At 44.5% G+C, this 24,145-nt stretch carries 26 protein-coding genes; 2 read left to right on the top strand and 24 right to left on the bottom strand.

Translation table 11 applies throughout. The features are described from left to right. Window positions 1-58 precede the first annotated feature (58 nt). The 5 genes from CA598_RS09805 to CA598_RS09785 form a co-directional block, all read right to left on the bottom strand. Window positions 59-238, bottom strand: a complete 180-nt coding sequence (locus tag CA598_RS09805; protein WP_042129535.1) for an IDEAL domain-containing protein — start codon at window positions 236-238, stop codon at window positions 59-61. 243 nt (window positions 239-481) lie between these two features. Beyond that, entirely contained in the window at window positions 482-1,564 is a 1,083-nt protein-coding gene (locus CA598_RS09800) for a hypothetical protein (RefSeq protein WP_094876393.1), read from the bottom strand. A gap of 89 nt (window positions 1,565-1,653) precedes the next feature. Continuing rightward, the gene (locus CA598_RS09795; protein WP_094870047.1) at window positions 1,654-2,241 is read right to left on the bottom strand and encodes a histidine phosphatase family protein; all 588 of its coding nucleotides are present in this window, start codon (window positions 2,239-2,241) and stop codon (window positions 1,654-1,656) included. A 179-nt stretch (window positions 2,242-2,420) separates the two neighbouring features. Then, window positions 2,421-3,011: an anti-sigma factor family protein gene (locus CA598_RS09790; RefSeq protein ID WP_143812129.1), complete on the bottom strand. Its 591-nt coding sequence runs from the start codon at window positions 3,009-3,011 to the stop codon at window positions 2,421-2,423. A 5-nt stretch (window positions 3,012-3,016) separates the two neighbouring features. Continuing rightward, complete coding sequence (locus CA598_RS09785; RefSeq protein WP_042190156.1) at window positions 3,017-3,604, bottom strand: RNA polymerase sigma factor; 588 nt, start codon at window positions 3,602-3,604, stop codon at window positions 3,017-3,019. An 808-nt stretch (window positions 3,605-4,412) separates the two neighbouring features. On the opposite strand from CA598_RS09785, the gene CA598_RS09780 reads away from it, so the two are divergent. Continuing rightward, window positions 4,413-4,979: a helix-turn-helix domain-containing protein gene (locus CA598_RS09780; protein ID WP_094876392.1), complete on the top strand. Its 567-nt coding sequence runs from the start codon at window positions 4,413-4,415 to the stop codon at window positions 4,977-4,979. A 249-nt stretch (window positions 4,980-5,228) separates the two neighbouring features. Beyond that, entirely contained in the window at window positions 5,229-6,461 is a 1,233-nt protein-coding gene (locus CA598_RS09775) for a CynX/NimT family MFS transporter (protein WP_094876391.1), read from the top strand. A gap of 343 nt (window positions 6,462-6,804) precedes the next feature. Here the strand turns inward: CA598_RS09775 and CA598_RS09770 are convergent, their stop codons facing one another. The 19 genes from CA598_RS09770 to CA598_RS09685 all read right to left on the bottom strand — a co-directional run bounded on the left by CA598_RS09770 (window position 6,805) and on the right by CA598_RS09685 (window position 24,142). Continuing rightward, window positions 6,805-7,899 (bottom strand): prephenate dehydrogenase, encoded by a 1,095-nt coding sequence (locus CA598_RS09770; RefSeq protein ID WP_094870050.1) that lies wholly within the window; start codon window positions 7,897-7,899, stop codon window positions 6,805-6,807. Between the two features lie 47 nt (window positions 7,900-7,946). Beyond that, the gene (gene hisC, locus CA598_RS09765) at window positions 7,947-9,044 is read right to left on the bottom strand and encodes a histidinol-phosphate transaminase (protein WP_094870051.1); all 1,098 of its coding nucleotides are present in this window, start codon (window positions 9,042-9,044) and stop codon (window positions 7,947-7,949) included. A gap of 59 nt (window positions 9,045-9,103) precedes the next feature. Next, entirely contained in the window at window positions 9,104-9,928 is an 825-nt protein-coding gene (gene trpA / locus CA598_RS09760) for a tryptophan synthase subunit alpha (protein ID WP_094876390.1), read from the bottom strand. Continuing rightward, window positions 9,925-11,124, bottom strand: coding sequence for a tryptophan synthase subunit beta (gene trpB, locus CA598_RS09755; RefSeq protein WP_094876389.1), 1,200 nt, complete (start codon window positions 11,122-11,124; stop codon window positions 9,925-9,927). The genes trpA and trpB overlap by 4 nt, the downstream gene beginning before the upstream one ends. Then, the gene (locus CA598_RS09750; RefSeq protein WP_094876388.1) at window positions 11,121-11,798 is read right to left on the bottom strand and encodes a phosphoribosylanthranilate isomerase; all 678 of its coding nucleotides are present in this window, start codon (window positions 11,796-11,798) and stop codon (window positions 11,121-11,123) included. Before CA598_RS09750 ends, trpB begins: the two co-directional genes overlap by 4 nt. Beyond that, window positions 11,791-12,621: an indole-3-glycerol phosphate synthase TrpC gene (trpC, locus tag CA598_RS09745; RefSeq protein WP_094876387.1), complete on the bottom strand. Its 831-nt coding sequence runs from the start codon at window positions 12,619-12,621 to the stop codon at window positions 11,791-11,793. The genes CA598_RS09750 and trpC overlap by 8 nt, the downstream gene beginning before the upstream one ends. Continuing rightward, complete coding sequence (gene trpD / locus CA598_RS09740; RefSeq protein WP_094876386.1) at window positions 12,611-13,651, bottom strand: anthranilate phosphoribosyltransferase; 1,041 nt, start codon at window positions 13,649-13,651, stop codon at window positions 12,611-12,613. The genes trpC and trpD overlap by 11 nt, the downstream gene beginning before the upstream one ends. A gap of 40 nt (window positions 13,652-13,691) precedes the next feature. Then, window positions 13,692-15,257, bottom strand: coding sequence for an anthranilate synthase component I (gene trpE, locus CA598_RS09735; RefSeq protein ID WP_094876385.1), 1,566 nt, complete (start codon window positions 15,255-15,257; stop codon window positions 13,692-13,694). Between the two features lie 335 nt (window positions 15,258-15,592). Continuing rightward, window positions 15,593-15,967: a chorismate mutase gene (gene aroH, locus CA598_RS09730; protein ID WP_042190180.1), complete on the bottom strand. Its 375-nt coding sequence runs from the start codon at window positions 15,965-15,967 to the stop codon at window positions 15,593-15,595. Continuing rightward, complete coding sequence (gene aroB, locus CA598_RS09725) at window positions 15,961-17,064, bottom strand: 3-dehydroquinate synthase (protein WP_094870058.1); 1,104 nt, start codon at window positions 17,062-17,064, stop codon at window positions 15,961-15,963. The genes aroH and aroB overlap by 7 nt, the downstream gene beginning before the upstream one ends. A 2-nt stretch (window positions 17,065-17,066) precedes the next feature. Further along, entirely contained in the window at window positions 17,067-18,236 is a 1,170-nt protein-coding gene (gene aroC / locus CA598_RS09720) for a chorismate synthase (RefSeq protein ID WP_094870059.1), read from the bottom strand. A gap of 213 nt (window positions 18,237-18,449) precedes the next feature. Then, complete coding sequence (locus CA598_RS32240; protein WP_170880309.1) at window positions 18,450-18,611, bottom strand: hypothetical protein; 162 nt, start codon at window positions 18,609-18,611, stop codon at window positions 18,450-18,452. A gap of 107 nt (window positions 18,612-18,718) precedes the next feature. Continuing rightward, entirely contained in the window at window positions 18,719-19,522 is an 804-nt protein-coding gene (locus CA598_RS09715; RefSeq protein ID WP_094870060.1) for a CheR family methyltransferase, read from the bottom strand. A 27-nt stretch (window positions 19,523-19,549) separates the two neighbouring features. After that, window positions 19,550-19,993 (bottom strand): nucleoside-diphosphate kinase, encoded by a 444-nt coding sequence (ndk, locus tag CA598_RS09710; protein ID WP_094876384.1) that lies wholly within the window; start codon window positions 19,991-19,993, stop codon window positions 19,550-19,552. 99 nt (window positions 19,994-20,092) lie between these two features. Then, window positions 20,093-21,061, bottom strand: a complete 969-nt coding sequence (locus CA598_RS09705; protein WP_094876383.1) for a polyprenyl synthetase family protein — start codon at window positions 21,059-21,061, stop codon at window positions 20,093-20,095. Next, a complete protein-coding gene (locus CA598_RS09700) occupies window positions 21,058-21,918 on the bottom strand; it encodes a menaquinone biosynthetic enzyme MqnA/MqnD family protein (RefSeq protein ID WP_094870063.1) in 861 nt (286 codons plus the stop codon). Before CA598_RS09700 ends, CA598_RS09705 begins: the two co-directional genes overlap by 4 nt. A 4-nt stretch (window positions 21,919-21,922) precedes the next feature. Beyond that, entirely contained in the window at window positions 21,923-22,525 is a 603-nt protein-coding gene (locus CA598_RS09695; RefSeq protein ID WP_042190195.1) for a UbiX family flavin prenyltransferase, read from the bottom strand. Further along, window positions 22,522-23,397: a UbiA-like polyprenyltransferase gene (locus CA598_RS09690; RefSeq protein ID WP_042190197.1), complete on the bottom strand. Its 876-nt coding sequence runs from the start codon at window positions 23,395-23,397 to the stop codon at window positions 22,522-22,524. The genes CA598_RS09695 and CA598_RS09690 overlap by 4 nt, the downstream gene beginning before the upstream one ends. Then, window positions 23,390-24,142, bottom strand: coding sequence for a demethylmenaquinone methyltransferase (locus tag CA598_RS09685; protein WP_094870064.1), 753 nt, complete (start codon window positions 24,140-24,142; stop codon window positions 23,390-23,392). Before CA598_RS09685 ends, CA598_RS09690 begins: the two co-directional genes overlap by 8 nt. Between the last annotated feature and the right edge of the window lie 3 nt (window positions 24,143-24,145).

Below are 24,145 nucleotides of genomic sequence, written 5' to 3'. Positions count from 1 at the left end.
TATAGATAGCGCCCATGCTGGGCGCACATAAAAAAAGAAATGCGCTAAGCGCATTTCTTTATGCCAAACTTTTAAGTTCTTCTGTAAGATTTCGGAAAGCTAATTTATCTCCTGTAGCCAGCGCCGTGTCAATCTCACGGTGCAAGATGTCGGAGCGACGCTTTCGCAGCGCTTCATCCCACACCATTTCTGCCGCAAGTCCTAGCATCACTTCGTACGTAGCCTTCATTTTGTCCATTCGATACACCTCCGCTGTTTAAGAGATCCTTATTGCTTTAATATTTTGATATCCATCAAGATGATTTTGTTTTCGTTTTCAAAAGTGACGGCACCTACTAAATCATATTCAACAATCCTGTCTACGTTCTACATATTTACCCATTCTGATCAATACTTCATTTATTGTCCTATCAACAACCAAAGTACAGTCCACATCTACATATGTAATCCCCATAAGCATTGGCTTGATGCCTCCATACTGCTATAGATGTTTAGGCACGGCTATCTCCATCCCCCACGGCGTCATCATCACAGCGAGACCAGTGGTGGTCTCCCCTAATTTTAGCATCCCAAGGTGCACCATCATCCGAATAATTCGTTGCTCCAGAATAGAGGCAGCATTGTCATAATAGAAAGGTTTAATTAACCACCCTATACCATCCACTAATGAAGGTACGTTCACCCAATTCCCAGCACTAATGCTTACCCAATACACCAGTGAAGGCAGGTTTGGTACAGCCCCCTTATATAGTTTTAACCAAAAAGAGAATATCTGCATCAACGAGTCACATTTCCCATCGGCCAACACTGCCTCTCCTGTCGCCGTGAGCCTTAACCGAAAACCTTCTTCAGTGATCCAGCGGCGGTGACGAACATAATCATACAGGAGCGCTAATCTAGGTGGATAATGCTCACATGCCCTACCATAACCAAATCTCCAGCCGCCTTTGCTAAGCAGATCCTCCGGAATATGAAGTGCATTCATCACTCCTTGCTGATACCGCCTATACATTGCCCCTTCCTGATTAAGCTCTGGCTCATTTTCCTTGATATATCTCAGAAGCATAACCAGATCACTTAATAACAATTCTCCTTCATTTCGATACATGGCTGGTTCAGAGCTAACCGTAACCTTATCCTTGATATGTGCGCTCATCGTCTCACGAAAGCGCTCTTTCAAGTCTTTGGGCACTTGGAACAAATATCTCGTTTGCTGGGAAGAACCGCTAAAGAGCCAGCCTCCGCTTTTGAAACGAGAAACCATTTCTCGGAAACCCCCGGTCTTTCCTTCTTGGGTATCAAAAGAAGCTTGCCTAGCTACTGCCAACAAATCTTCCAGACTAAAGTAGCTGCGTTCATCAAAAAGTAATGTATTCAGAAACCGTAGATCCTCCGGAGCACATTCCCGGATATGAGACTCCATAAAACTTCTGCTTCCAAGCATAATCAAAATACTCTGGATCAAGTCATGTTTGGAATTCTGCTTGCATTCACACCGGTAGCGTCCCGCTATGGCGGTCAGCTGTCCAATATCTGCATAAGTGAGCATATCCGCCAGATTCATGTTTTATCGCCTCACCGTTTTACTACCATTATGGGAAATACAGCCCTTTTTATTCCCCTTTGCGCAAAAAAAATAACCCGATGCACGGGTTAACGCTGATTTTGCAGGATATGGCGAGTACAATTATAAAGAATAGGGTTCCATTCCCGTTCTTTCTTCTCCAAAATCGTCAGGGACAAATTCCCAATCCGCTCAGAATACTTATCTTTGTAAAACGCAGTATACAGTTGAGCGAGGAACCCTCCATGAGATATGACTAGTATGTTGCGATTGGGATGCTGCGCAGAAATATCCTCCATAAAGGCAAGTGCACGCGCTTGAAGCTGTTCGTCAGTTTCTTGACCAAGCGAAAGCTGACTCCAATCTTTCCCCCACTTCTCTTCACGCTCAGCGGCAGTAAGTCCTTCAACCTGTCCGTAGGCACGTTCCCGGATCCGATCATCCGGATCAAGTAACGGTACATTTAATTTATCTGCGATAATCCTACCTGTCTCTGCTGCCCGGGAAAGGTTACTTGTAATGCAATAATCCCAGCGATACGGCTCTTGTAATAAGCGGTCAGCAAGCATAGCAGCTTGCATCCGTCCTTCATCATTAAGCGGAATATCACTTTGCCCCTGTATCTTTCCAATTGCGTTCCAGTCCGTCAATCCATGGCGTATCAAGCCGATTAGCATATTGCCTCCCCCTTTTCACCCAAGTATTTGTCTCTTAATGTAACATGGATGAAATAAAAAGTCTTCTTTTATGCGTATTATAATACAAAAAATCCCCTTATCTTTACATAAAGGGACTCCTACATCGTTCTTAACACTATTATATACTGCAATAGCTAAGTCATACATCAATAGACCCTTTATGATCTGCGATATCGATTCAGCCGGGTTAACGAAAACACTGCAAAACCCACGCCAAGCATGGATAACATCATCCAATATTGAGGATGAGTAGGTCCCATATTTACCACAAGCGGTTCAATAATCCCACCTTCAGAGCCTAAAATGGGATAAGTGGATGTCCATTCCATAGAGCCAGCAACGCCTGTCTCTACAATTCCACTTTGAGCCACAGTGATATCAGCAGGTGTTCTAAACATAGTAAAGTAAAGAACACTGGACAAAAATACCGCCAGGAAGCAAGCGATCCAGAGACTAAGCCTATGACGAACAATGGCAGATGTCCCTGCGGATTTCCCATCCCCTGGCATTAACCAAGGACTCTCTAGATAAATCCGCTCCATAACTTTAACATTTATAACTTCTGCACGCTCTTCACTAATCTCTTCTTTCAAATCATGCATAAGCTGGCTACTCTCTTGCCACAGAGACCACTCAGCAGCGCAGTAAGGACAAGTTGCAATATGTTGTTCGAGCAAAATCCGCCTAGGATGTGTGGGGGGAGCGTCCCACAAGAGCGGAATACATTCTTGCGCTTCCCTGCAATTCATTCGCCTTACACCCTCTCAACCTGCTCTTCAACTTCAGGCTCATTGAAATAGGATTCGAGTTGAAGCTTCACACTACTTCTGGCACGAAACAACAATGATTTCACGGAACTCACACTCTGATCTAAAATTTCTGCAATTTCTTGATAATCCATCTGATCGTATTCACGCAGGATTAGCGCAGAGCGTTGTTTCTCCGGAAGATTATTAATTGCCTCACGAACCAAGTTCATCCGTTCTTTACGCAATGCAGCCTGCTCAGGCGCTACTTCAAACGGTGCAACTGGAGTATATCCACTCTCTTCTAGGGATACATTTCCGGCACGATTCTTACGAAGCTCACTTAGCACGGTATTACGAGCAATAGTGTACAACCACGTTGAAAAGGAAGCATCTACCTCTCGAAAGGAATGCAAGCTACGGAATGCCTTGTAGAAAGTCTCCGAACAAAGGTCCTCTGCAATTAGCTCCATTTGTGAGTTTCTAAGCATATGATATACAAATGCCAATATTTTTCGTTGATAACGACGCATTAATTCTGAATATAATTCTGTGTTGCCTTGTTTGATTTCCTGGATCAACTGGGAATCCGTCATGGTGAGATTGGCCCTCCTCGCCCTTGCACGTCTTTTCCCGTCCGGTCCGTACTTATTATACCGGTTTGGGCTTTAAAAGTTGCGCTGGTTTACTGCAACTTTTTAGTTTATTACAAGAAGAAACGATATTGTCGACCTTTTATGTAAGACAAACGTTCCTTGTGGGAATTTTAGGGAAAATATATGACGTGCAAATTATCCGTTCTTCAATTTTGAAATACACCTATGTATATTCAAACACCCAATAATTAAGGCATGATGATTGTGATGAATATAAAAAGAAAAATGGCATATTTCTTAGAGCATATAAATTTTATAACGAATCTAGAAATATACCAGATCTATTGTATCACAGATTCTCATAGGATGACATTAATAGACTTCAGAGCAGTAATCTCGTCAGCAAGACCTGACAACAGATTATAAACGAACATTAACTCCGTCAATAAGACTTTGATCACTGTAATATGACTTTAATCTCTTTTTAATAAACTGTTGACAAAATGTAAACGTATACATATAATAAAAGTACAGTATGGTTTCTCTCCACTCCTATCCAAATACTAGACGGTTCCAATTTATTGTGAACTGTAGCCGCTTACTTTGTAAGCGGTCTTTTTTTGTTCTGAAAGCGCTCTACCTTTTGTTAGATGATCTATAATAGGTTATTTACTATAGCCAGCGAATTAGCTTCCACAAATCCCCACAGTCATCTATTACCCCGTCTGCGTCCACTTGAAGAGGTATGGAAAAGAGTCAAGATAAACAATATACTAGCTATAAAGTTATTTGTTGAGGTGAATATGAAATGAATGAAATCGATGAATCAAAACAACTTGTACTACAAATCGGCGGTGCCTTGAAAAAGTACAGAAAAGAAAAAAACATGAACTTAGATGACTTAGCAGAATTAACGGGCGTAAGTAAACTTACTCTGGGGAATATCGAACGCGGTGAGACAAATCCAACTTTGGCGATTATATGGAAAATTTCAAAAGGCCTATCTTTACCCCTATTAGCTTTGTTCAAATCTGAAGACCCTGTTAGTTTGTATCGAGCAGGCGAAGGTCTTCGGTTTTCTAATGATCAAAAGAATTGGATCATTGAACCCGTCTTTAAAAACGTAAGCAACGATATTGAAATGTGTCGGGCTTACTTACAGCCAAATAGTTCATATCACCCTGAAGGTCATCATGTGAATACAACTGAAATTGCGACAGTAATGACTGGTTCCATTGAAATTAAGGTCAATGGTGAGATGTACATATTGAATCAATATGATACGATCAGTTTTCGTGCTGATCGCCCTCACTCTTATACCAATCATACGAATAGCGAAACAGTGCTCCATATCTCCTTAAAGTATGGTTTCTAAAAGCCAAAAATTTCACTTATAAAAAACAACTCTGAGTTTCCATTATTTATGGAAACTCAGAGTTGTTTTTTTTACTAATATAAGCACTTCAAGTGATAGGATACTCTCTATAAAGTTAACTATAAAATACTTATTGTTAATTTTAGTATACTATAATATACTTTCATTGTCCGCGCGGATATTATTTTATAGCTTTCCAATCAGCAGAAAACCAATAGTACACATTAATTCTGGAAGGGGAAATGAAGAATGCCGAATAAAAAAATCTTATCATCATCAATAGGGCTGCTAATACTCGGCATTATTATTATTGCCGCAAATTTACGTGCTCCCTTAACCTCGGTCGGTCCTTTAGTAGGTCTCATAAGGGAAGACGTTCATATCTCCAATACTTTTGCAGGCCTGATAACAACGGTCCCTTTACTTACCTTTGCTTTATTATCGCCTGTAGTACCAAAACTAGGACGCAGATATGGAGTAGAACTTTTAATTTTGTTTGCCCTGATCTTTTTGACTGTTGGTATTGTAATACGTTCTTTATCTGGCGCTGCAAATCTGTATATTGGAACTGCAATTCTTGGATTTGCAATTGCCGTTTGTAATGTATTAATGCCAAGTTTAATCAAACGTAATTTTCCTAATAAAATCGGTGCCATGACTGGTATCTTTGGAATTTCAATGAGTTTATCTGGAGCGATCGCATCGGGATTTAGTGTACCGCTAGCCGCAAACGTAGGTATAAAATGGCAGGGAGCGTTGGGAATATGGGGGATCCTAAGCTTTGTATCGATCCTCTGCTGGTTGCCTCAATTAAGGAAGCATACGAAGCAAACAACCTCGACGAGTCAACAGATGGTCTGCAATAATGTGAATGTTTGGCGTTCCCCTCTTGCCTGGCAAGTAACCTTGTTTATGGGTATGCAGTCCATGATTTTCTATGTGCTGATCGCATGGTTGCCTGAAATTTTAAAGCAGCAAGGCATTGACTCAAGCCAATCAGGATGGTATCTCTCAATAATGCAGTTAGCGCTACTTCCCTTTACCTTTATTGTCCCCGTTATTGCTGGGCGAATGTCAAGTCAACGTTCGTTAGTGGTCATCACAACCCTTTTGCTTTTGACGGGAACGCTCGGACTGCTTTACGGAAGCTCCAATATCATTCTGTTGTGGATCATCATACTCGGAATTGGTGGAGGCTGCGCCTTTAGCTTGTCCATGATGTTTTTCGGTTTACGTACTAAAAATGCGCAGCAAGCGGCGGAACTGTCTGGTATGGCACAATCGATCGGATATCTGCTTGCCGCAATCGGCCCTGCCCTTATAGGATATCTCCATGATGCGACAAATAGTTGGAACCTGCCTCTTTTCATTCTAATTGGAGCTTCGGTCTTTCTCTTTTTAGTCGGTATAGGAGCAGCAAGAAATCGTTTTTTAGATAGCCGAAATAGTTACGACGAAATAAACTCAAGTTACATTGGCTAATACCCCTTTCTTTTCATCGTTGATCCAATAACATTTGGCACGTACGAAGACGCTATCGGACACAGTTGACCTTCAGCGCAGCATTATTCCACTTTTGGGATGTTAACGGACCGCATAGCAACTGGCAAGAAAAACACCCAATATTAACCTCTCCAAATGAAATAGCGTCAGTGGAGTCCGAAAGACTGCCTCAAAGGTGGTACTGATGACGATACTGACGGCGGGATGTTGAAGCTAGCAACCAACAAGCCAGAATAACAAAACAGCGATTCTCTAATAACATGAGAATCGCTGTTTTTGCTGTTTATTACGATTTGAAAATGACCCGGAGCGAACCTTAATACTACACATATACGGTATAATCGTGCTGCTGCAGAAGCACCTTCGCACGTTCCATATCGTGCTCCTGACGAAAAGATAGGCGCATAATACCCGGCACATCTTCACGACTCTCGATGATTTGTACGTTGCTAAGGTTAATGCCTTGGTCCCCCAGCTCAGTAGCAATACGTCCGATAATCCCCGGATGATCCGGTACATCAATATGTAGGTCAAATAAAGGTGCTATCATGCCTTTACGCCGTTCAGGCAACTGACTGCGGAAGCCATTCGCTTCTTGGAAGGCCTCTTCAATTCCTACGCCATCTTCACTTTCCAGTAGACGAACAAAAGAAGAAACTTCCTCGTTCCAATCCTTCAATAAACGAAGCATTACGGAACGATTGTTCAGCAAAATGTCTCGCCAAATTATAGGATCACTGGAAGCAATCCGAGTGATATCCCGAAAGCCTCCTGCAGCTAGCGTACTATATAAGGAGTCAGTATCGTCATAGGCACGAATTTGATTTACCAAAGCAACAGCAATAATATGCGGTAAATGACTAATGGCACCTACAATCTCATCATGGCGTTCTGGATCAAGGCGTACAATCTGCGCTCTTGTGTGGTGTAGTAAAGACTCCAGTGCATGATAAGCCTCGTCTGGTACGCCTGGAGGAGGCGTCAACACATAATAGGCATTCTCAAATAGCAATGATGAAGCTGCCTCAACACCTGATCGCTCTGATCCTGCCATTGGGTGTCCGCCGATAAAATGTACTCCAGGAATTTCTAAGGAGACCGCACATGCGGCAATACTAGCTTTCGTGCTTCCTACATCTGTAATAATGCAGCCGGGTTTTAGAGGCAATTTACTTAATTGCTGCAGATAATCCTCTAACATCCCTACCGGTACACACAAAAAAATGAAATCAGCATCAAGTGCTGCTTCTTCAACAGAAAGCGTGGCATGGTCTACCACACCTCTGCTTATATATTTACTTACGAATTCAGGACGGTGGGCATGCCCTACGACGGTCAGGCCCTCCTTGCCTTTAAAGCAAAGGGCCAGTGAGCCTCCGATCAGACCGACACCGAATATAGCTATTTTTGTCGTCATGTTCTTTGAACTACCTGCCTTTTTTAGTCTAGTCATGCTGTTTACTACTAGGCGCGCACACCATACTCTATAAGAATTTGTTCCAGAGCGGTTATAAACGCTGTATTCTGCTCTGCCGACCCAACAGTAACACGAATATAAGTAGGGTAAACTTGATGGCCTGCTCTTACTATGATTCCTTTACGCATCAAAGCATCGAAAACCTCTGTAGCTGGCTTACGAACATCTACCATAATGAAGTTCCCGTGTGCAGGGAAGGATTCTAGGCCCAGACGTTTGAATTCAGCTTGTAATTGGACAATACCCGCGCTATTAAGGCGACGGCATTCCTCTACGTATTCTTGGTCATTCAAGGCAGCCAGAGCCGCCGCTTGCGCAAGACGAGAGGTATTGAAAGGCTCGCGTACCTTGTTGATCAATGAAATAATTTCAGGACTAGCAACACCATAACCAATACGCAATGCAGCTAAGCCATAAATTTTGGAGAATGTGCGAAGCACAACCAGATTCGCATAACGATTTAATAATTGGATACCGTTTGAGTAAGAAAGATCTGTTACGTACTCACAGTACGCTTCATCAAGGACAACCATTACATGGGAAGGAACAGCATCAAGGAAAGAAATCAAGGCTTCCTCTGGTACAATTGTACCCGTTGGGTTATTTGGATTACAGATCCAGATAACCTTCGTACGGTCCGTAATACGGGCCAGCATCCCATCCAGATCATGTGTACCCTTTACAAGTGGTACCTCGATGGACACGGCACCTTCGATATCTGCGTTACTCTTATAAACAGAGAAGGTCTGATCAGCCATGAGTGTCTCATCACCCGGCAAGAAGAAGGCGCGAGCAATAAGTGCAATAATCTCATCAGAGCCACAGCCAAAAATAATATTATCGCTATTCACACCAAGACGGCTGGCAAGTGCTGCCGTCAACTCAACGGCCGATCCATCTGGATATAGATAAAGATTATCAAGCTCTGCTAGAATAGCTTCTTTAGCACTCGGGGAAGCTCCATACGGGTTCTCATTGGATGCAAGCTTAATAACCTCACTTAAGCCGAGCTCTTTCTTAACTTCGTCTATAGGTTTCCCTGGTTTGTAGACAGGGAGATTAACTATATTCGGTTTTGGATTCATGAATAGTCCTCGCTCTCCATAGTTGATTACTCCACTATACACAGGTCAAAATGACACTGTTATGGTCTTTTTAATTGTGCCACAAATTCTCGAATTTGCAACAGCCCTTCATTCCGTGTAGCGGGATTATCGAGCAACGGAATGACCTCTTCTATTTTGCGAACAATGGCACTACCTACCACCACACCATCGCAAATCTGAGCAAAACGGGCAACCTGTTCGCCATTTGAGATCCCAAATCCTACAGCTACTGGCAGATCCGTTGCTTGACGCACGGAGTCTATAAATCCCTCTACATCAGCATGGAAAGTGGATCGTTCCCCTGTCACACCTAACGAGGATACACAATAGATAAACCCACTCGCACCTGAGACAATCTTCGCAATACGTTCACTTGAGGTCGGTGCAACTAGTGGAATGAGATTAACGCCAACCTCACTACTGCGGCGGCGCATCTCCTCTGATTCCTCGACAGGAAGATCTGGAATAATAAGTCCACTAATCTCATGAGCATTCAGTTCTGCGAAAAATGTATCCAGCCCCATTTGCAGGATAGGATTGTAATAGGAAAACAAAATAAAGGGCAAGCCGCTTCCGGCTTGACGAGCTTTTAACGCGGTCTCCATACAGGTACGCAGGTGAACCTCCCCCCGCAGAGCTCGTGCAGACGCTCGCTGAATAACAGGACCATCTGCTAGCGGATCAGAGTAAGGTACTCCTAGCTCCAGAATATCTGCACCTGCCGTCTCCAGTTCTGCGATGATGGCAAGCGTAGTCTCCAGATCAGGGTCTCCAACCGTCAGAAAAGGAATTAATGCCGTCCGCTCTTCAGCTTTAAGCTTCCGGAATACCAAATCCATTCGGTTTGTAGTTTCGGTTGTCATTCGTTTCCCTTCCCTTCTGTGTACGCCATGATCGACTCCACATCTTTATCTCCCCGGCCTGACAGGCAGATAACAACAATATCATCCTTGGTAAGGGTTGGACCCATCTTCACAACATGGGCTATCGCATGTGCAGACTCCAAAGCTGGAATAATACCTTCCGTTACACATAGCAGCTTCAGTGCATCGAGCGCCTCTGCATCCGTAATCGGAACATATTTTGCGCGTTCGATATCTTTTAAATAGGAGTGTTCAGGACCTACACCAGGATAATCCAGACCTGCGGAGATGGAATGAGCCTCTGTTACTTGACCATGCTCATCCTGTAGTAGATAACTCATCGAACCCTGGAATACGCCATGAGTCCCTTTACTCATCGTCGCCGCATGAAATGGTGTATCAATTCCTTTGCCTGCTGCCTCAACACCAATCATACCGACGCCTTTATCCTCTACGAATGGATAGAACATACCGATAGCATTACTACCGCCGCCTACTGCAGCAACAAGCACATCCGGCAGTCTTCCTTCAGCCTCCAGAATCTGGCGCCGCGTTTCATCACCAATAACCCGCTGAAAGTTACGAACCATCATCGGATAAGGATGTGGGCCTACGGCAGAACCGAGAATGTAAAAAGTATCTTCCACATTGCTAACCCAGTAGCGAAGCGCTTCGTTGCCGGCATCTTTTAAGGTGCGCGATCCGGATGTAACCGGAATCACTTCAGCACCAAGCAGCTTCATACGGAATACATTGAGTGCCTGGCGACGAGTATCCTCTTCCCCCATAAACACCTTACATTCCATACCAAGTAGGGCTGCAACCGTAGCCGTAGCTACACCATGCTGACCAGCTCCAGTCTCAGCGATCACCTTGGTTTTACCCATTATTTTAGCCAGAATTCCCTGACCAATGGCATTGTTAATCTTATGAGCACCCGTATGATTCAAATCTTCACGCTTCAAATATATTTTTGCTTCTCCCAGATGTTTACTTAGGCGCTCCGCGTAATACAGTGGGGTCTCCCGTCCGGAATATTGCTTTAAAAGATAATCTATTTCTTCTTGAAAAGCAGGGTCTGCCGAATACTTCTCATAGGCTTCCTCCAGCTCAATCAATGCAGTCATCAAAGTTTCGGGCACGAAGCGCCCTCCGAATGAACCGAAACGTCCATGCTGGTCCGGTACTTGTGTCATGATTGCTTCACCCTTTCCACAAAAGCTGTCATTTTAATAATATCTTTAACGCCTTCACTCTCTACTCCACTAGATACGTCTACTCCGTACGGAGAATAAGTATCTAGCAACTCTCCTACGTTATTAGGATGAAGTCCGCCAGCCACAAATAACGGCAAACCATTTCGTAGCGCGATTTCCTGATAATGAGGCAACCTCTCCCAAGCGAACGTGCGCCCTGAGCCGCCGCTCTGCTGAGGATCATAAGTATCTAACAATACAGCATCAACGAAGCCTGCGTATTGTTCCAATGTATATTTGTTATCAGCGTCATCACGCTCTTTATCAGCAACAGACAATGCTTTCCATACTTGAACTTGTGGAAAGGCTTGCCGAACCTTTTGACAAAAGGCCGGACTTTCCTGTCCATGTAGCTGAATGACATCTAGTGATACTACAGAGAGCAGTTCTCTCAGCTCATCCAGTTCCGGATTAACAAAAACCCCAGCAGCTTTAGGATTTTCCCTAGTCTTCCATTGTGAAAGCTCAGCAATCAGTTCTGAAGCACGCTCCAGAGTGACCCTGCGACGACTAGGTGCAAATACAAATCCTATATAATCTAGCGGTAAGTGTACCATAGATTTTAGCACTTCAACGTCCTGAAGTCCACAGATTTTTACCAATGTCTCAGCCATGCCGGACACGGTCCTTTCCATTTGGAAGCATTCCTAGCAGTCCATTTACCGCTTCTTCTACATTTGCTTGACGCATTAGATATTCCCCTACGAGTACCCCGTGAGCGCCAGTCGTTCTTAAGTAGTCAATATCACTTGGCCCTGCAATTCCGCTTTCACTGATCACAGGAACCCCTTGAGGTACTAGCGCTGCCAGCTCTGCCGTTGTCTCTAGGGATGTCTCAAAGGTACGCAGATTACGATTATTAATACCCAGCAGAATATTAGGATGTGTTATCTTGTCTGTACTTAATACCACCGCAAGCTCATTCCGGTCATGGACTTCGATTAATCCATCCATTCCAAGCCCAGTAGCTATTTCTATGAAATGAGACAGTTTATCCGGTGTCAAAATAGCAACGATTAACAACACCGCATCTGCTCCAAGAATACGCGCTTCATAAATCTGTTTCTCATCGATAATAAAATCTTTACGAAGCAGCGGCAGATTTACAGCTTCCTTCACTTGCTGCAAGTAAGCAGCGCTGCCCTGAAAATAATCCGTATCCGTCAAAACAGATAAACAATCAGCGCCGCCTGCTTCATAACCTTTTGCAATGGAAACAGGATCGAAATCTTCACGAATCAGCCCTTTTGAAGGGGATGCCTTCTTTACCTCCGCAATCAAACCCATATCCCTTTTCTTCCCTTGGGTCAAAGCCTTACGAAAGCCTCTAGTCTGAGGGAGTGCTGCTATATCACGTTCAGCTTGAGCTAGAGAAAAACTATCACTGAGCGCCTCCACCTCTTTGATCTTTGTAGCGACAATTTTATCAAGATACATAATTAAGCTCCTCCGTCATCACAACAAGCTGTTTCAGCTTGGATAATGCCTTACCCGAATCCACTACTTCTTTAGCTTTCTCGACGCCTTCGGCCATGGTATCTGCCAGACCCGCAACATATATACATGCTCCTGCATTAGCTAACACGATATCTCGGTAGGGATTGATCTCACCTTGGAGCACAGAGGTAATAATTGCTGCGTTCTCAGCTGCGTCTCCACCCAAAATTGCTTCAAGTGGATGTCTGTTAAGACCTAATCCCTCCGGAGTAACTTCATAAGTGGTCACTACACCCTCTTTTAGTTCAGACACTAATGTAGAGGCTGAGATGCTGATCTCGTCCAGACCATCCGAACTGCTTACAACCATTGCACGCTTGGAACCCAGCTCCTTCAGTACATTAGCCACCGTCTCCGTCTTATTCCGGTCATAAATCCCTAGGAGCTGACGGTCAGCTCCAGCGGGGTTCGTAAGAGGACCCAACATATTGAAGATCGTACGTACACCAAGCTCTTTACGAGGAGCTGCGGCATGCCGCATCGAAGGATGATAAATTTGGGCGAATAAAAAGCAAATCCCGATACGGTCCAGACATTCCCGGGCTTGGTCTGCATTCAGATGAATGTTTACGCCAAGGGCTTCAAGTACATCCGCACTTCCCGCTCTGCCTGAAGCAGAGCGATTTCCATGCTTGGCAACTCTTACAGAAGCCGCTGATGAAATAATCGCTGAGGCGGTTGAAATATTAAATTTATGGATGCCGGAACCGCCCGTACCACAAGTATCTAACAAGCGTGCGCGATCAGTGAGTACGGATGTGCCGAACCCTCTCATGGCTTCTGCAAAACCCGTAATCTCCTCCACGGTTTCACCTTTAATTCGTAAAGCAGTCAGCAGTGAACCAATTTGTGCTTGTGAAGCATCTCCTAGCATTATAGCACCCATTATCTCCCTTGCTTCTATACGTGTCAGATTCTTGCCTTCGATCAGTCCGGCGATTCCTGATTGAATTAATGTCGTTGCATCCATAATATTTTTCCTCCCAGCCTTAATGAGTTACTATATAAAATCAAACCACTTGTTCAGGGGTATATTCGTACATATAATCTTGGTTGATAACTTGTTTCTCTTTCACTTCGGATGGAAACATAGCTTCTGCCATACGAATAGCTTTCAGCATGCCCTTCGCCTTATTCACCGTTTCTTCATACTCTTTCTCGGGAACCGAATCCCAAACGATACCTGCTCCGGCCTGTACGTACGCACGACCTTTCCGGAAGATGATGGTACGAATGGTGATACATGAATCCATATTTCCTGAAAATCCCAGATAGCCAATAGCCCCAGCGTAAGCACCACGTGCCTCTTGTTCAAGTTCAGCGATAATCTCCATGGCCCGCAGCTTAGGAGCACCTGAGACGGTACCGGCTGGCAGACAGGAGAGGAAAGCATCAAAGAAATCTTTATCCTCACTGAGCGTGCCTGACACATTCGAGACCATGTGCATGACATGGGAGTATCTTTCAATCTCCATAAAGGAATCACATTTTACTGAACCAAATTTGGATACTCTCCCTAGATCATTACGACCCAGATCAACAAGCATCAAATGTTCCGCACGTTCTTTTTCATCCTCCAAGAGCTCGGCAGCATACGCCCGGTCTGATGCTTCACTGTCACCCCTTGGTCTAGTTCCAGCAATCGGCCTTGTTTCCACACGATTTCCATCCACCTTTACGAGCGCTTCAGGTGATGTGCCAACAATAATCTCCTCGTCCATTTTTAAATAGTACATATAAGGAGAGGGGTTAAGAGTTCTGAGCATCCGGTATACATGCAATGGAGAAACTTCCGTTTCAATATGCAACCGCTGTGACAATACCACTTGAAAAATATCGCCTGAGCGAATATATTCTTTCGCCTGTTCTACATTGTTGATGTACTGCTCTTTAGTGAGGTTAGAATGAATCTCTCCAAGCTCGATATCCTGCGGAATGCTGCGGCGATTCACATTTTCCTTAGGGCCTTCTTTTTGTAGATCTTCGGCCATTGCCTCCAGCTTACGACTCAGGCTTTCATAATTGGATCGGATATCCGAATCTGTATCTCCGTCTTTTACATGCAGGTTACCAACAAGCAGAATCTGTTGCTTCACATGGTCAAAAACAATGATCCGATCGCAAAACATAAATCTTATATCATCCATTTGGAGATCATCCACAGGATGCTGAGGTAACTTCTCATAATACTGAAGCAGATCATATCCGAAAAATCCGATAGCCCCTCCAGTAAATGGAGGCATTTCGTCAAGCTTAGGACTACGGTATGAACGGAGTAACGCTTTAAGCTCCTCAATCGGCTTTCCGTATAGTTGCTTCTTCTCTCCGCCTGCTTCTACGTTAATTGCACCCTTTTTACCGGATATCATCAAAAAGGGATCGCTACCGATGAACGAATACCGTGCCCATTGTTTTCCACCCTCTACACTTTCGAGCAAGAATGCACGATCACGTTCAGCGAAACGTTGGAATAACCGGATAGGTGTTTCCATATCTGCGAGCAGTCGCTTTACAACAGGAATCAGATTATAATCCCGCGACAGCTTTATCACCTCTTGAACACTTGGATTCGTCATTGTTAGATGCCCCCTTAGATATATGAATGGTTCCGAAATACAAAAAAACCCTCTACCGAAGTAGAGGGTTTGTGTTAGTAAGTATATGTTTTTGAGCATAGATCAGCATTATTATGTAGTGTCTACAGACTTATCCCTAAATAAGATATTTCACTGATGATAAATGACTTCAGTGCATATCAAAATAAAGACTCTGCTTACACGGTACATGCTAATCTAAAAAAACTTCTCGCACTCTGCTCAACTATACTCATCTCAACTAAACTAAACTCTTCTATACTCGGCTAACTACACTATACATGATGACAAGGGTCATTGACAACCCACAACTACAATTAAGACTTACTCTCTGATAAATCAGGACGTAGCTTCTGAGCCTCATTCAGATAAACGTGGCGAATCTCACGCTGCGATTTATCTGTATTAATCTGTACCATCAACCGGATACACATCGGCAAGCTTCCTTTAACCGGGATTTCCGTTGAACACATAAGTGGAACCATTTCCCAGCCCTCAATCTCACGAATCGCTCTTGCAGGAAATGTAGCATCCAGATCATTGGTCATCGTAATCCAGACATTGCTTATATTCTCAGCGATAACATCATTACGTTCTACGATCTCCCGCAGCAGTATAACGGTCTCACGTAAAATCTCTGCCTCTTCGTTCTTAGTCACGGTTGTTGCTCCGCGAATTCCTCGGTTTACCACGGTCTTCCCTCCTTCTTAAGCTCTGCGAGAACCTCTCGCACAAGCGACTCCTGCACATCGTTCACAATGCTTACAGAGCCTATGGCATCAGGCACGATAAAGGTCATCTTGCCTTCCTTGAATTTCTTATCATGCATCATAGCGTCCATCAGTTCATCTTCATCATACTCGGAAGGAAGCCGTACAGGCAGTGACAACGCGGTCAGCATAGATACAGTATCCTCATAAATAGAAGCATCCCGCCCAAGCTTCGCAGCCAATAGCGCTGAACCCGCCATCCCAATCGCAATCGCTTCTCCATGCAGAAACACACCGTACCCACCAACGGCTTCAATGGCATGTCCGATCGTATGTCCAAGGTTCAATATCGCCCGAAGTCCATGCTCACGCTCATCATTCGCCACTACATCTGCCTTAATTGCACAGCCACGCTCTAAAGCATAACCTAAGGCTTCGACATTCAGCGCTAGCAGCTCTTCGGCATGATCACGACACCAATAGGCGAACTCTTTGTCCACGAGGAGACCGTGCTTTACCACTTCAGCCAGACCTGATGAAACTTGCCGTGCTGGAAGAGTACGTAGTGTGTCCAAATCGTAGAGTACCATTGACGGTTGATAGAAGGCCCCTATCATATTTTTGGCTAATGGATGATTGACAGCCACTTTACCACCCACACTACTATCATGAGCTAGAATCGTCGTCGGAATTTGCAAAAACCCGATTCCACGCATATAGGTTGCTGCTACAAATCCTGCTAAATCGCCAACCACTCCGCCGCCTAAAGCTAAAACCGCTGAATTGCGGTCTAATCCAGCTTGAATCGCGGTTGTCATAACTTCTTCATACACGGCTAATGATTTAGAGGCTTCACCTGCCGTCATTATGTGACTAACCACTGTATAACCGTGAGAACGCAAAGCTTCCTCAAGAGCTGGCAGGTACCTTGGTGCTACTTCAGTATCACTCACTACTAACAGTGGACTACGCTCCGAAAATCCAGCCTCAGCACAATAATGGGCAATGTCCTTTAGTAATCCGCTACCGATAAGAATAGGATACGAACGGTCACCTAAATCTACATTAATTGTACGCATAATTAGTAACTCTCCAGCTGTGATAGGTAATTTTCATAGTTCGCTTTAATTTCTTCCAGGGAGTCGCCACCGAACTTATCAAGAAATGCTTTTGCGATTTCCCAAGCCACTACGTTCTCCAGAACAACACATGCCGCTGGAACCGCACAAGCGTCCGAACGCTCGACTTGCGCTGTAAATGGTTCTTTGGTGTCGATATCCACACTTTGAAGCGGTTTATAAAGGGTAGGGATCGGCTTCATGACACCGCGAACTACAACAGGCATGCCGTTAGTCATACCACCTTCAAAACCACCTAAGCGATTACTTGCACGGTAGTATCCTTTAGAAGCTTCATACATAATTTCATCATGGACTTGCGATCCACGCAATTTGCCAGCTTCAAACCCAATGCCAATTTCAACGCCTTTGAATGCATTAATCGACATTACCGCCCCAGCGATTGCTCCGTCAAGCTTCCGGTCAGACTGTACATAACTGCCAAGTCCGACGGGAAGTCCTTCGACGATACATTCAACGATTCCACCGATGGAGTCGCCCTCTTCCTTAATCTGATCTATGTAAGCCTCCATCTTCTGTTCCGTTTCTTTGTCGACAACTCTGACAGAGGACTGTTCTGTCCGCTCAATCAGCTCATCGATAGGCAGATCGTTAGCAGGCGCTTCAATTTCACCGATACGAATAACTTGCCCTGCTACCTTCACGCCAAAAGCTGCAAGCAGCTGTCTCGCTACAGCGCCACATGCGACTCTGGCTGCTGTTTCGCGAGCACTGGAGCGTTCCAGTACGTTACGAAGATCCGTATGGTTGTACTTCAATCCGCCATTCAGGTCTGCATGGCCAGGACGCGGCCGATTTACGCGGCGTTTTTCTTCGTCACTGCCAGGAATAGGCTCGATATTCATGATGTTCTTCCAGTGAGTCCAGTCTTTATTCTCTACTATCAAGGCTACTGGAGCACCTGTAGTATAGCCATGACGCACTCCACCTACAATTTGTGCCGTATCTTTCTCAATCTGCATGCGACGTCCGCGTCCATAACCCTTTTGTCGACGCTGTAATTGAAAATTAAGCTCTTCAAAATCCAATGTCAAATTACTTGGCAATCCCTCAATAATGGCCGTAAGCTGGGGGCCGTGCGTTTCCCCCGCTGTTAAATAGCGCAAACTCATGCTGCGTTCCCCCTTTTATACTTTTAAACTGTAAACCGCTAAAATCCTAATGATCTTTGCTCATTATAGTATAGGCAATCCTCTTTGACAAGAAAGGGATCTTCCCAAAATGACTCCATTCGCGGCAAAATGAATGCGCTTTGACTTAAAGAAAAAGCGCCATTCATACTCAATAGAGTATAAATGGCGCTCCTCGGCTCGGTCCGGCAATTGTTAGCTTCCGATCCGCTGACTTGTTGAAGGAAATGTAGACTTACGCTCTTCCAGTTGCAGAAGGCGCTTCAATTGCATTTCTTCTACACCGAGAATTTGCCCGCACTCACGAACGGTAATAAAGCCTCGTTTGTACGCGGCAATGACCTTGCTTTTGTCCATCAGTTTAACGATCCTTTCGCTTAGCTTACAGATTCTACTACCCAGTATCACTGAACGATAGCGAAAGTATACCTAAAAAAGTACACAGATGAAGGAGCAAGAAGTATTTATTTTTTACGATAGAAAAAGGTTTCCGTCGATTCAAAGCCATATTGCGCTGGCGTAAAGATCTGCTCTGTACTGCCTACAAACAAATACCCGCCTGGACGTAAACTAGCCGAAAACTTATGGTAGAGCTTATTCTTCGCCTCTTCAGTAAAATAGATCATTACATTGCGACAAATGATAAGATCAAAACCCTCATCGAACTTGTCCAGCAGTAGGTTCTGTTTACGGAAATCTATGTTTTTCTTAAGTGTGTCGCTAACCTTGAATAATGGACCCTCGGGTTTAAAATAACGCGCAGCAACATCATTAGGCACATCCTTCAAAGAACGTTCCAGATACAAACCTTGCTTTGCTTTAGAAAGCGCACCGTCGTCAATATCCGTAGCCAGAATGCCAGTCTGTCCCAATAAATTCTTATCCGATAAAATCATAGCCAGCGTATAGGGCTCTTCTCCAGTGGAACATGCAGCGCTCCACAGTTTCAATCTGCGGCCAGATTGTTGCAAATCAGGAAGAATGATATCTCGCAGTACTTCCCACCGATTCGGATTCCGCCAAAACTCGGAAACATTAATCGTCATTCGGTCCAAAAATTCATAAAATAATTCCTTGTCCTTCATCATTGCGGCAAAAAAATCACTAAAGGTTTGATATCCATTCTTCACACGAAGAGTCGTTAAACGCCGCTTCATCTGCGCTTCTTTATATTGAGCCAGATCAATTCCGGTGCTTTGCTTAACATGATGAATAAACCCGATGTAATCTGAATCTGCTGTTAATGCTGCAACATTACGATCAGACATGTTAATCCCCCGCCTCCCGCTTGGCTCCTACATCCAGACTGCGATCTCTTTGCTATAAAGATTCAATTCATCTGGAGTAAAGAAATTAGCAATTTCTCGTTCTGCACTTTCAGGCGAGTCAGATCCATGAATTAAATTAAGCGGTGTATGGCTGGCAAAGTCGCCTCGAATCGTACCCGGCAAGGCTTCTCCTACCTTCGTCTTACCAATGAGCGTACGGGATAATGCTACAACATCATCACCTTCCCATACCATTGCAAACACAGGACCTGAAGTTATAAAAGAAACCAACTCTGCAAAAAAGTCCTTGCCAGCATGCTCCGCATAATGTCTTTTTGCTTGGTCTTCACTGACTGTAATCAGCTTTGCAGCGACCAGCTTAAAGCCCTTATCTTCAAAGCGTGAGACAATACGCCCAATTAATCCACGTTGTACTCCATCCGGTTTGACCATCAGATACGTCTTTTCCATAGAGGCACTCTCCAATTTCCCATTAGCTGGGTTGTTTTGACGCTATCTTAACAGAAACCGCGCCTTCTGGAAACGTTTAATTTCACGATCACCAAAATACTAATAAGCTCTGCCTGTTACAAAAAAGGCAATATCGCGCAGATTACGCTTAGTCTTGTTGTTAGGCAACTGATCTAGCGCAGCAAGTGCCTTCGCGATATAACGCGAAGCCAACTCCTCAGAACGGGCAATTCCGTCTCCAGAAAGAATAAGATCAATAGCACGCCCTACTGTACTGTGCCCTTCACGAATAGACTTCAACTCCTCAAGAAGCGGAGCTCGCAATCTTTCATCTTCCAGGCTATAAATGACAGGGAGGGTGATGTTCCCTTGCCGCATATCACTACCAGGAGGTTTACCGATTTGCTTCTCGGTGCCTGAGAGGTCAAGTAAATCATCCCGAATCTGGAAGGCCATCCCTACATTATATCCATAATTATAAAGTAGACGAGCCACCTCTGGTTCAGCTTCAGCAGCAAGTGCACCCAATTGGCAGCTGACTGCAATCAACAGCGCTGTTTTGCGGCGAATCCGCCGCAGGTAATGACGCACACTTTGCTCACTGTTGAAGAAGTCACGAATCTGCTCCATCTCTCCGATCGACATTTCAATCATGGCCTTAGACAAAATCTGATGAATTCGCGGATTCTTCAGCTCCGTCGTCATCACCAGTGCTTTCGCATATATGTAGTCCCCGGTGTACATGGCAATTTTATCGCCCCATTTGGCCTTAACAGTAAGTTCACCTCGGCGCAGTTCTGCATCGTCAATGACATCATCGTGAACTAGTGAAGCGCTATGAATGAGTTCTAGCGGTATCGCCACACGTTTCAGCTTCTCAAGATCATACTTACCAAATTTCCCACCCATCAAAACGAATACGGGACGCAATCTTTTACCGCCAGCTTTTAATAAATGCAGAGAAGTCTCAGTTAGTAGGTCGTCATCACCCTGTACGCTACGGTACAAATCTTTTTCAATCTGATCCATGTCTCTGTTCAGTAATCCGAATATTTGCAGTCGTTTCATTCTTTCACCCGTGTCAACAGTTTATGACTCCAAATCTCCATCTTCACTGCCTGCGGCAGCAGACCCATCTCATAGGCATAGCGGAAATAGAGGTTCAGACCTTTCTGCTGCCTTTCTCCAAAATCATAGCATAAATTGCGAAAGTACCCTTCCCAATAAGACTTAGTCCCTCCAATTGTCGTACAGGCTGCAAGTACTATAGGATCTAAATCACTTAGCCCCCGCAGTTTACTCTCAGCAAAAGCTTCTGCAATCTCCGCAATGGCTTCCGGTTTATCATTCGCAGCTTTTCGATTCACTGCCCAGACTGCAAAGGTCATCCCTAAGCCCGTCCATTCTTTCCAAAGCTCCGCCAGATCCGTAACGATATACCCTTGATCCTGCCAAGAGGCTTTAATCGCATGATCACCAATGAGTAAGCAGGCATCTGCTTGATGCATCATGGCATCCAAATCAGGATTAGCACTAATATATTCTGGTTTATTGCCAAAAGCCTTTTCCATTAAAATTTTCAGCAAATTTACCGATGTTGCAGAAGTGTTCGTAACAGCAATCGTGCCGGAACCTATCTGTGCAAGAGGCACCCGAGAAAAAAGAAATATTGACCTCACAGGACCGTCCGCACTTACCGATAAATCAGGTAACAGCAATAACTTATCGCTGGCTTCAGCATACGCAAAAGAGGATAATGCACCCACATGAATCGTTCCACGACTCATCCCCTGATTAAGAATGGCAGGTACCTCACTCACCATCTCTGCCGGATATTTCAGTGCAGAGGGATGAAAATTGTGAAATACCGGCCATGAGTTAGTATAGCTGATTTTGCCTATGATGGTGTGGCTGTTATTCTCCATCCTTTCAATCCCCCCATCTGCGAAATAATTGATGTTCAATATTAAAGCTGTCAAGCACTTTACCCACCATGAAATTAATCAGATCATCCATACTTTGTGGCCCAAAGTAAAACGCCGGCATTGCCGGAATGATCCGAACCCCCAGACGGGACAGCTTCAACATATTCTCAAGATGAATAGCATGCAGAGGTGTCTCACGAGGAACAAGGACCAGCGGACGTCCTTCCTTAAGCATAACATCAGCAGCACGAGTCATAAGATTGTCGGAGGTTCCATTAGCAACCGCAGACAATGTTCCCATGGAACAAGGCATAATAATCATCCCTTCCACACGAAACGAACCGCTTGCAATAGATGCACCGATATCAGCGACAGGATGATAAAGTAGAGAACCGGGATAGCCTTTGAACTTTTCGTTCAAAAAGCCTTCCCGGTCTGATGCGATATAACCTAGTTCTTCTTTAAAAACGCGCCAGCCCGCATTACTTACTACCAAATGAACGGAGTAGCCCAGCGATAGCAACGTTTCGATCAGTCGAATACCATAGATAGCACCGCTTGCCCCTGTAATTCCAACCACGAAGTTTTTCGGTTTAGTAAGCGTCATTTTTTGAAATGCACCACCAAGTCAATCAAAGTGAAAGAGAACACCACGATGCTCAGCACGCCGTTCATAGTGAAAAAAGCTGTCTGTAACCGACTGAGATCACTCGGAGATACGATATAATGCTCATAAAAAAGAATAATATAAGCGAGGATCATACCTGCTACATACCACCAGCTTAAATCCGTCAAAAACAACAGCGATACGAATCCAATCGCCGTGAGAATGTGAAACACGCGAGCAATAACTAGCGCGCCCTGGACCCCAAACCGCACCGGAATGGATTTCAAGCCCTCTTTAAGATCAAACTCAACATCCTGACAAGAGTATATAACATCAAAACCAGCCGTCCAAAACACTATTGTGAAGTAAAATACCATTGAAGTCCAATTCACACTACCGGTCACAGCTACCCAGCCGCCCAGCGGTGCAAGCGCAATGGTGAGGCCGAGGATAAGATGGCATGCCCATGTAAAGCGCTTAGTGAATGAATAGATAACAAGAAGGAATACAGCGATAGGTAACAGTTTAGCTGACAAAGGATTTAATTTAAAGGCTGCCCAAAAGAGCAAGAAAAACGAAATGCCTATAAAAATGACAACTTCACCGATCTTAAGTAACCCTGCAGGAATCGCTCTTCCCGCTGTGCGTGGATTCTTGGCATCACTGATTCGGTCTATCAATCGATTCAATCCCATAGCTGCACTGCGTGCTCCAAACATAGCGATTACAATCCAGCCAATTTGACTCCAGGATGGGAGGCTATCATTCATGACAACGGATCCCAGTAAAGCACCCATAAAGGCAAAGGGTAAAGCAAATACCGTATGTTCAAACTTAATCATTTGTAAAAAGATACCGATTTTCTTAAACATTCCCGTTCTCCTTGAGCCCAATATGTAATGCCGCGATGCCTCCGGTCAAGGGGAAGGATTCCACTTTTTGAAGTCCGGTTTCACGGAAAATAGTGGCCAGTTGCTCCCGGTCTGGGAACATTGCCAACGATTCTGGCAGCCATTTGTATTGCTCGTACCTTTTCGCGAATAACTTACCAAGCAATGGAAGCACACGCTGGAAATAAAAGAAATATACACCTTTAAACGGCTGTTTCATCGGCTTGGATAGCTCCAAACATACAACCATTCCACCAGGTTTTACTACCCGCTTCATTTCGTTAAGCACTTGAACAGGATCTGGCACATTGCGTAGTCCGAATCCAATCGTTGCATAATCAAATGCATTGTCTTCAAAAGGCAGTTCCATAGCATTGCCCTGCACCAGGGAAATACGATCCTGAAGCTTGCGCTCTTCCACTTTGCGGCGACCTACTTCAAGCATACCTGCGCTGAAATCCAGTCCGATTACATTGCCAGTCTGCGAGGCTTCCGCCAAAGCGATGCTCCAATCACAGGTTCCACAACATAGGTCAACGGCCGAATCCCCGCGCTTCATCCCCATCTTCTTCATCGTGAATTTACGCCATGCCTTGTGGCGGCGAAAGCTTAGGATGTCATTCATCAAATCGTATTTTCCAGCAATACTCTCAAATACGGAATGTACAAACTGCTCTTTTGGTTTGCTGTTGTCACCTACAGCAGTTGTCGTTTTTTCCATAGTCATCCC

The sequence above is a fragment of the Paenibacillus sp. VTT E-133291 genome, assembly GCF_002264395.1.
Classification (GTDB): domain Bacteria; phylum Bacillota; class Bacilli; order Paenibacillales; family Paenibacillaceae; genus Paenibacillus_AQ; species Paenibacillus_AQ nitricinens.
Note: the sequence above shows the minus strand (reverse complement) of the source record. Positions and strands in the feature narration are given on the sequence as shown.

What these genes read in the sequence shown, in the direction of transcription:
- CA598_RS09790 (WP_143812129.1), bottom strand. Translation starts at nt 3,011, where the DNA reads ATGAATTGCAGGGAAGCGCAAGAATGTATTCCGCTCTTGTGGGACGCT.
- CA598_RS09805 (WP_042129535.1), bottom strand. Translation starts at nt 238, where the DNA reads ATGGACAAAATGAAGGCTACGTACGAAGTGATGCTAGGACTTGCGGCA.
- CA598_RS09690 (WP_042190197.1), bottom strand. Translation starts at nt 23,397, where the DNA reads ATGTTTAAGAAAATCGGTATCTTTTTACAAATGATTAAGTTTGAACAT.
- aroB (WP_094870058.1), bottom strand. Translation starts at nt 17,064, where the DNA reads ATGCGTACAATTAATGTAGATTTAGGTGACCGTTCGTATCCTATTCTT.
- CA598_RS09795 (WP_094870047.1), bottom strand. Translation starts at nt 2,241, where the DNA reads ATGCTAATCGGCTTGATACGCCATGGATTGACGGACTGGAACGCAATT.
- trpA (WP_094876390.1), bottom strand. Translation starts at nt 9,928, where the DNA reads ATGACAACCGAAACTACAAACCGAATGGATTTGGTATTCCGGAAGCTT.
- hisC (WP_094870051.1), bottom strand. Translation starts at nt 9,044, where the DNA reads ATGAATCCAAAACCGAATATAGTTAATCTCCCTGTCTACAAACCAGGG.
- CA598_RS09695 (WP_042190195.1), bottom strand. Translation starts at nt 22,525, where the DNA reads ATGACGCTTACTAAACCGAAAAACTTCGTGGTTGGAATTACAGGGGCA.
- CA598_RS09800 (WP_094876393.1), bottom strand. Translation starts at nt 1,564, where the DNA reads ATGAATCTGGCGGATATGCTCACTTATGCAGATATTGGACAGCTGACC.
- CA598_RS09775 (WP_094876391.1), top strand. Translation starts at nt 5,229, where the DNA reads ATGCCGAATAAAAAAATCTTATCATCATCAATAGGGCTGCTAATACTC.
- trpD (WP_094876386.1), bottom strand. Translation starts at nt 13,651, where the DNA reads ATGGATGCAACGACATTAATTCAATCAGGAATCGCCGGACTGATCGAA.
- CA598_RS09685 (WP_094870064.1), bottom strand. Translation starts at nt 24,142, where the DNA reads ATGACTATGGAAAAAACGACAACTGCTGTAGGTGACAACAGCAAACCA.
- CA598_RS09750 (WP_094876388.1), bottom strand. Translation starts at nt 11,798, where the DNA reads ATGGCTGAGACATTGGTAAAAATCTGTGGACTTCAGGACGTTGAAGTG.
- trpE (WP_094876385.1), bottom strand. Translation starts at nt 15,257, where the DNA reads ATGACGAATCCAAGTGTTCAAGAGGTGATAAAGCTGTCGCGGGATTAT.
- trpC (WP_094876387.1), bottom strand. Translation starts at nt 12,621, where the DNA reads ATGTATCTTGATAAAATTGTCGCTACAAAGATCAAAGAGGTGGAGGCG.
- CA598_RS09785 (WP_042190156.1), bottom strand. Translation starts at nt 3,604, where the DNA reads ATGACGGATTCCCAGTTGATCCAGGAAATCAAACAAGGCAACACAGAA.
- CA598_RS09780 (WP_094876392.1), top strand. Translation starts at nt 4,413, where the DNA reads ATGAATGAAATCGATGAATCAAAACAACTTGTACTACAAATCGGCGGT.
- CA598_RS09715 (WP_094870060.1), bottom strand. Translation starts at nt 19,522, where the DNA reads ATGTCTGATCGTAATGTTGCAGCATTAACAGCAGATTCAGATTACATC.
- CA598_RS32240 (WP_170880309.1), bottom strand. Translation starts at nt 18,611, where the DNA reads ATGGACAAAAGCAAGGTCATTGCCGCGTACAAACGAGGCTTTATTACC.
- CA598_RS09705 (WP_094876383.1), bottom strand. Translation starts at nt 21,061, where the DNA reads ATGAAACGACTGCAAATATTCGGATTACTGAACAGAGACATGGATCAG.
- aroC (WP_094870059.1), bottom strand. Translation starts at nt 18,236, where the DNA reads ATGAGTTTGCGCTATTTAACAGCGGGGGAAACGCACGGCCCCCAGCTT.
- trpB (WP_094876389.1), bottom strand. Translation starts at nt 11,124, where the DNA reads ATGACACAAGTACCGGACCAGCATGGACGTTTCGGTTCATTCGGAGGG.
- ndk (WP_094876384.1), bottom strand. Translation starts at nt 19,993, where the DNA reads ATGGAAAAGACGTATCTGATGGTCAAACCGGATGGAGTACAACGTGGA.
- CA598_RS09770 (WP_094870050.1), bottom strand. Translation starts at nt 7,899, where the DNA reads ATGACGACAAAAATAGCTATATTCGGTGTCGGTCTGATCGGAGGCTCA.
- CA598_RS09700 (WP_094870063.1), bottom strand. Translation starts at nt 21,918, where the DNA reads ATGGAGAATAACAGCCACACCATCATAGGCAAAATCAGCTATACTAAC.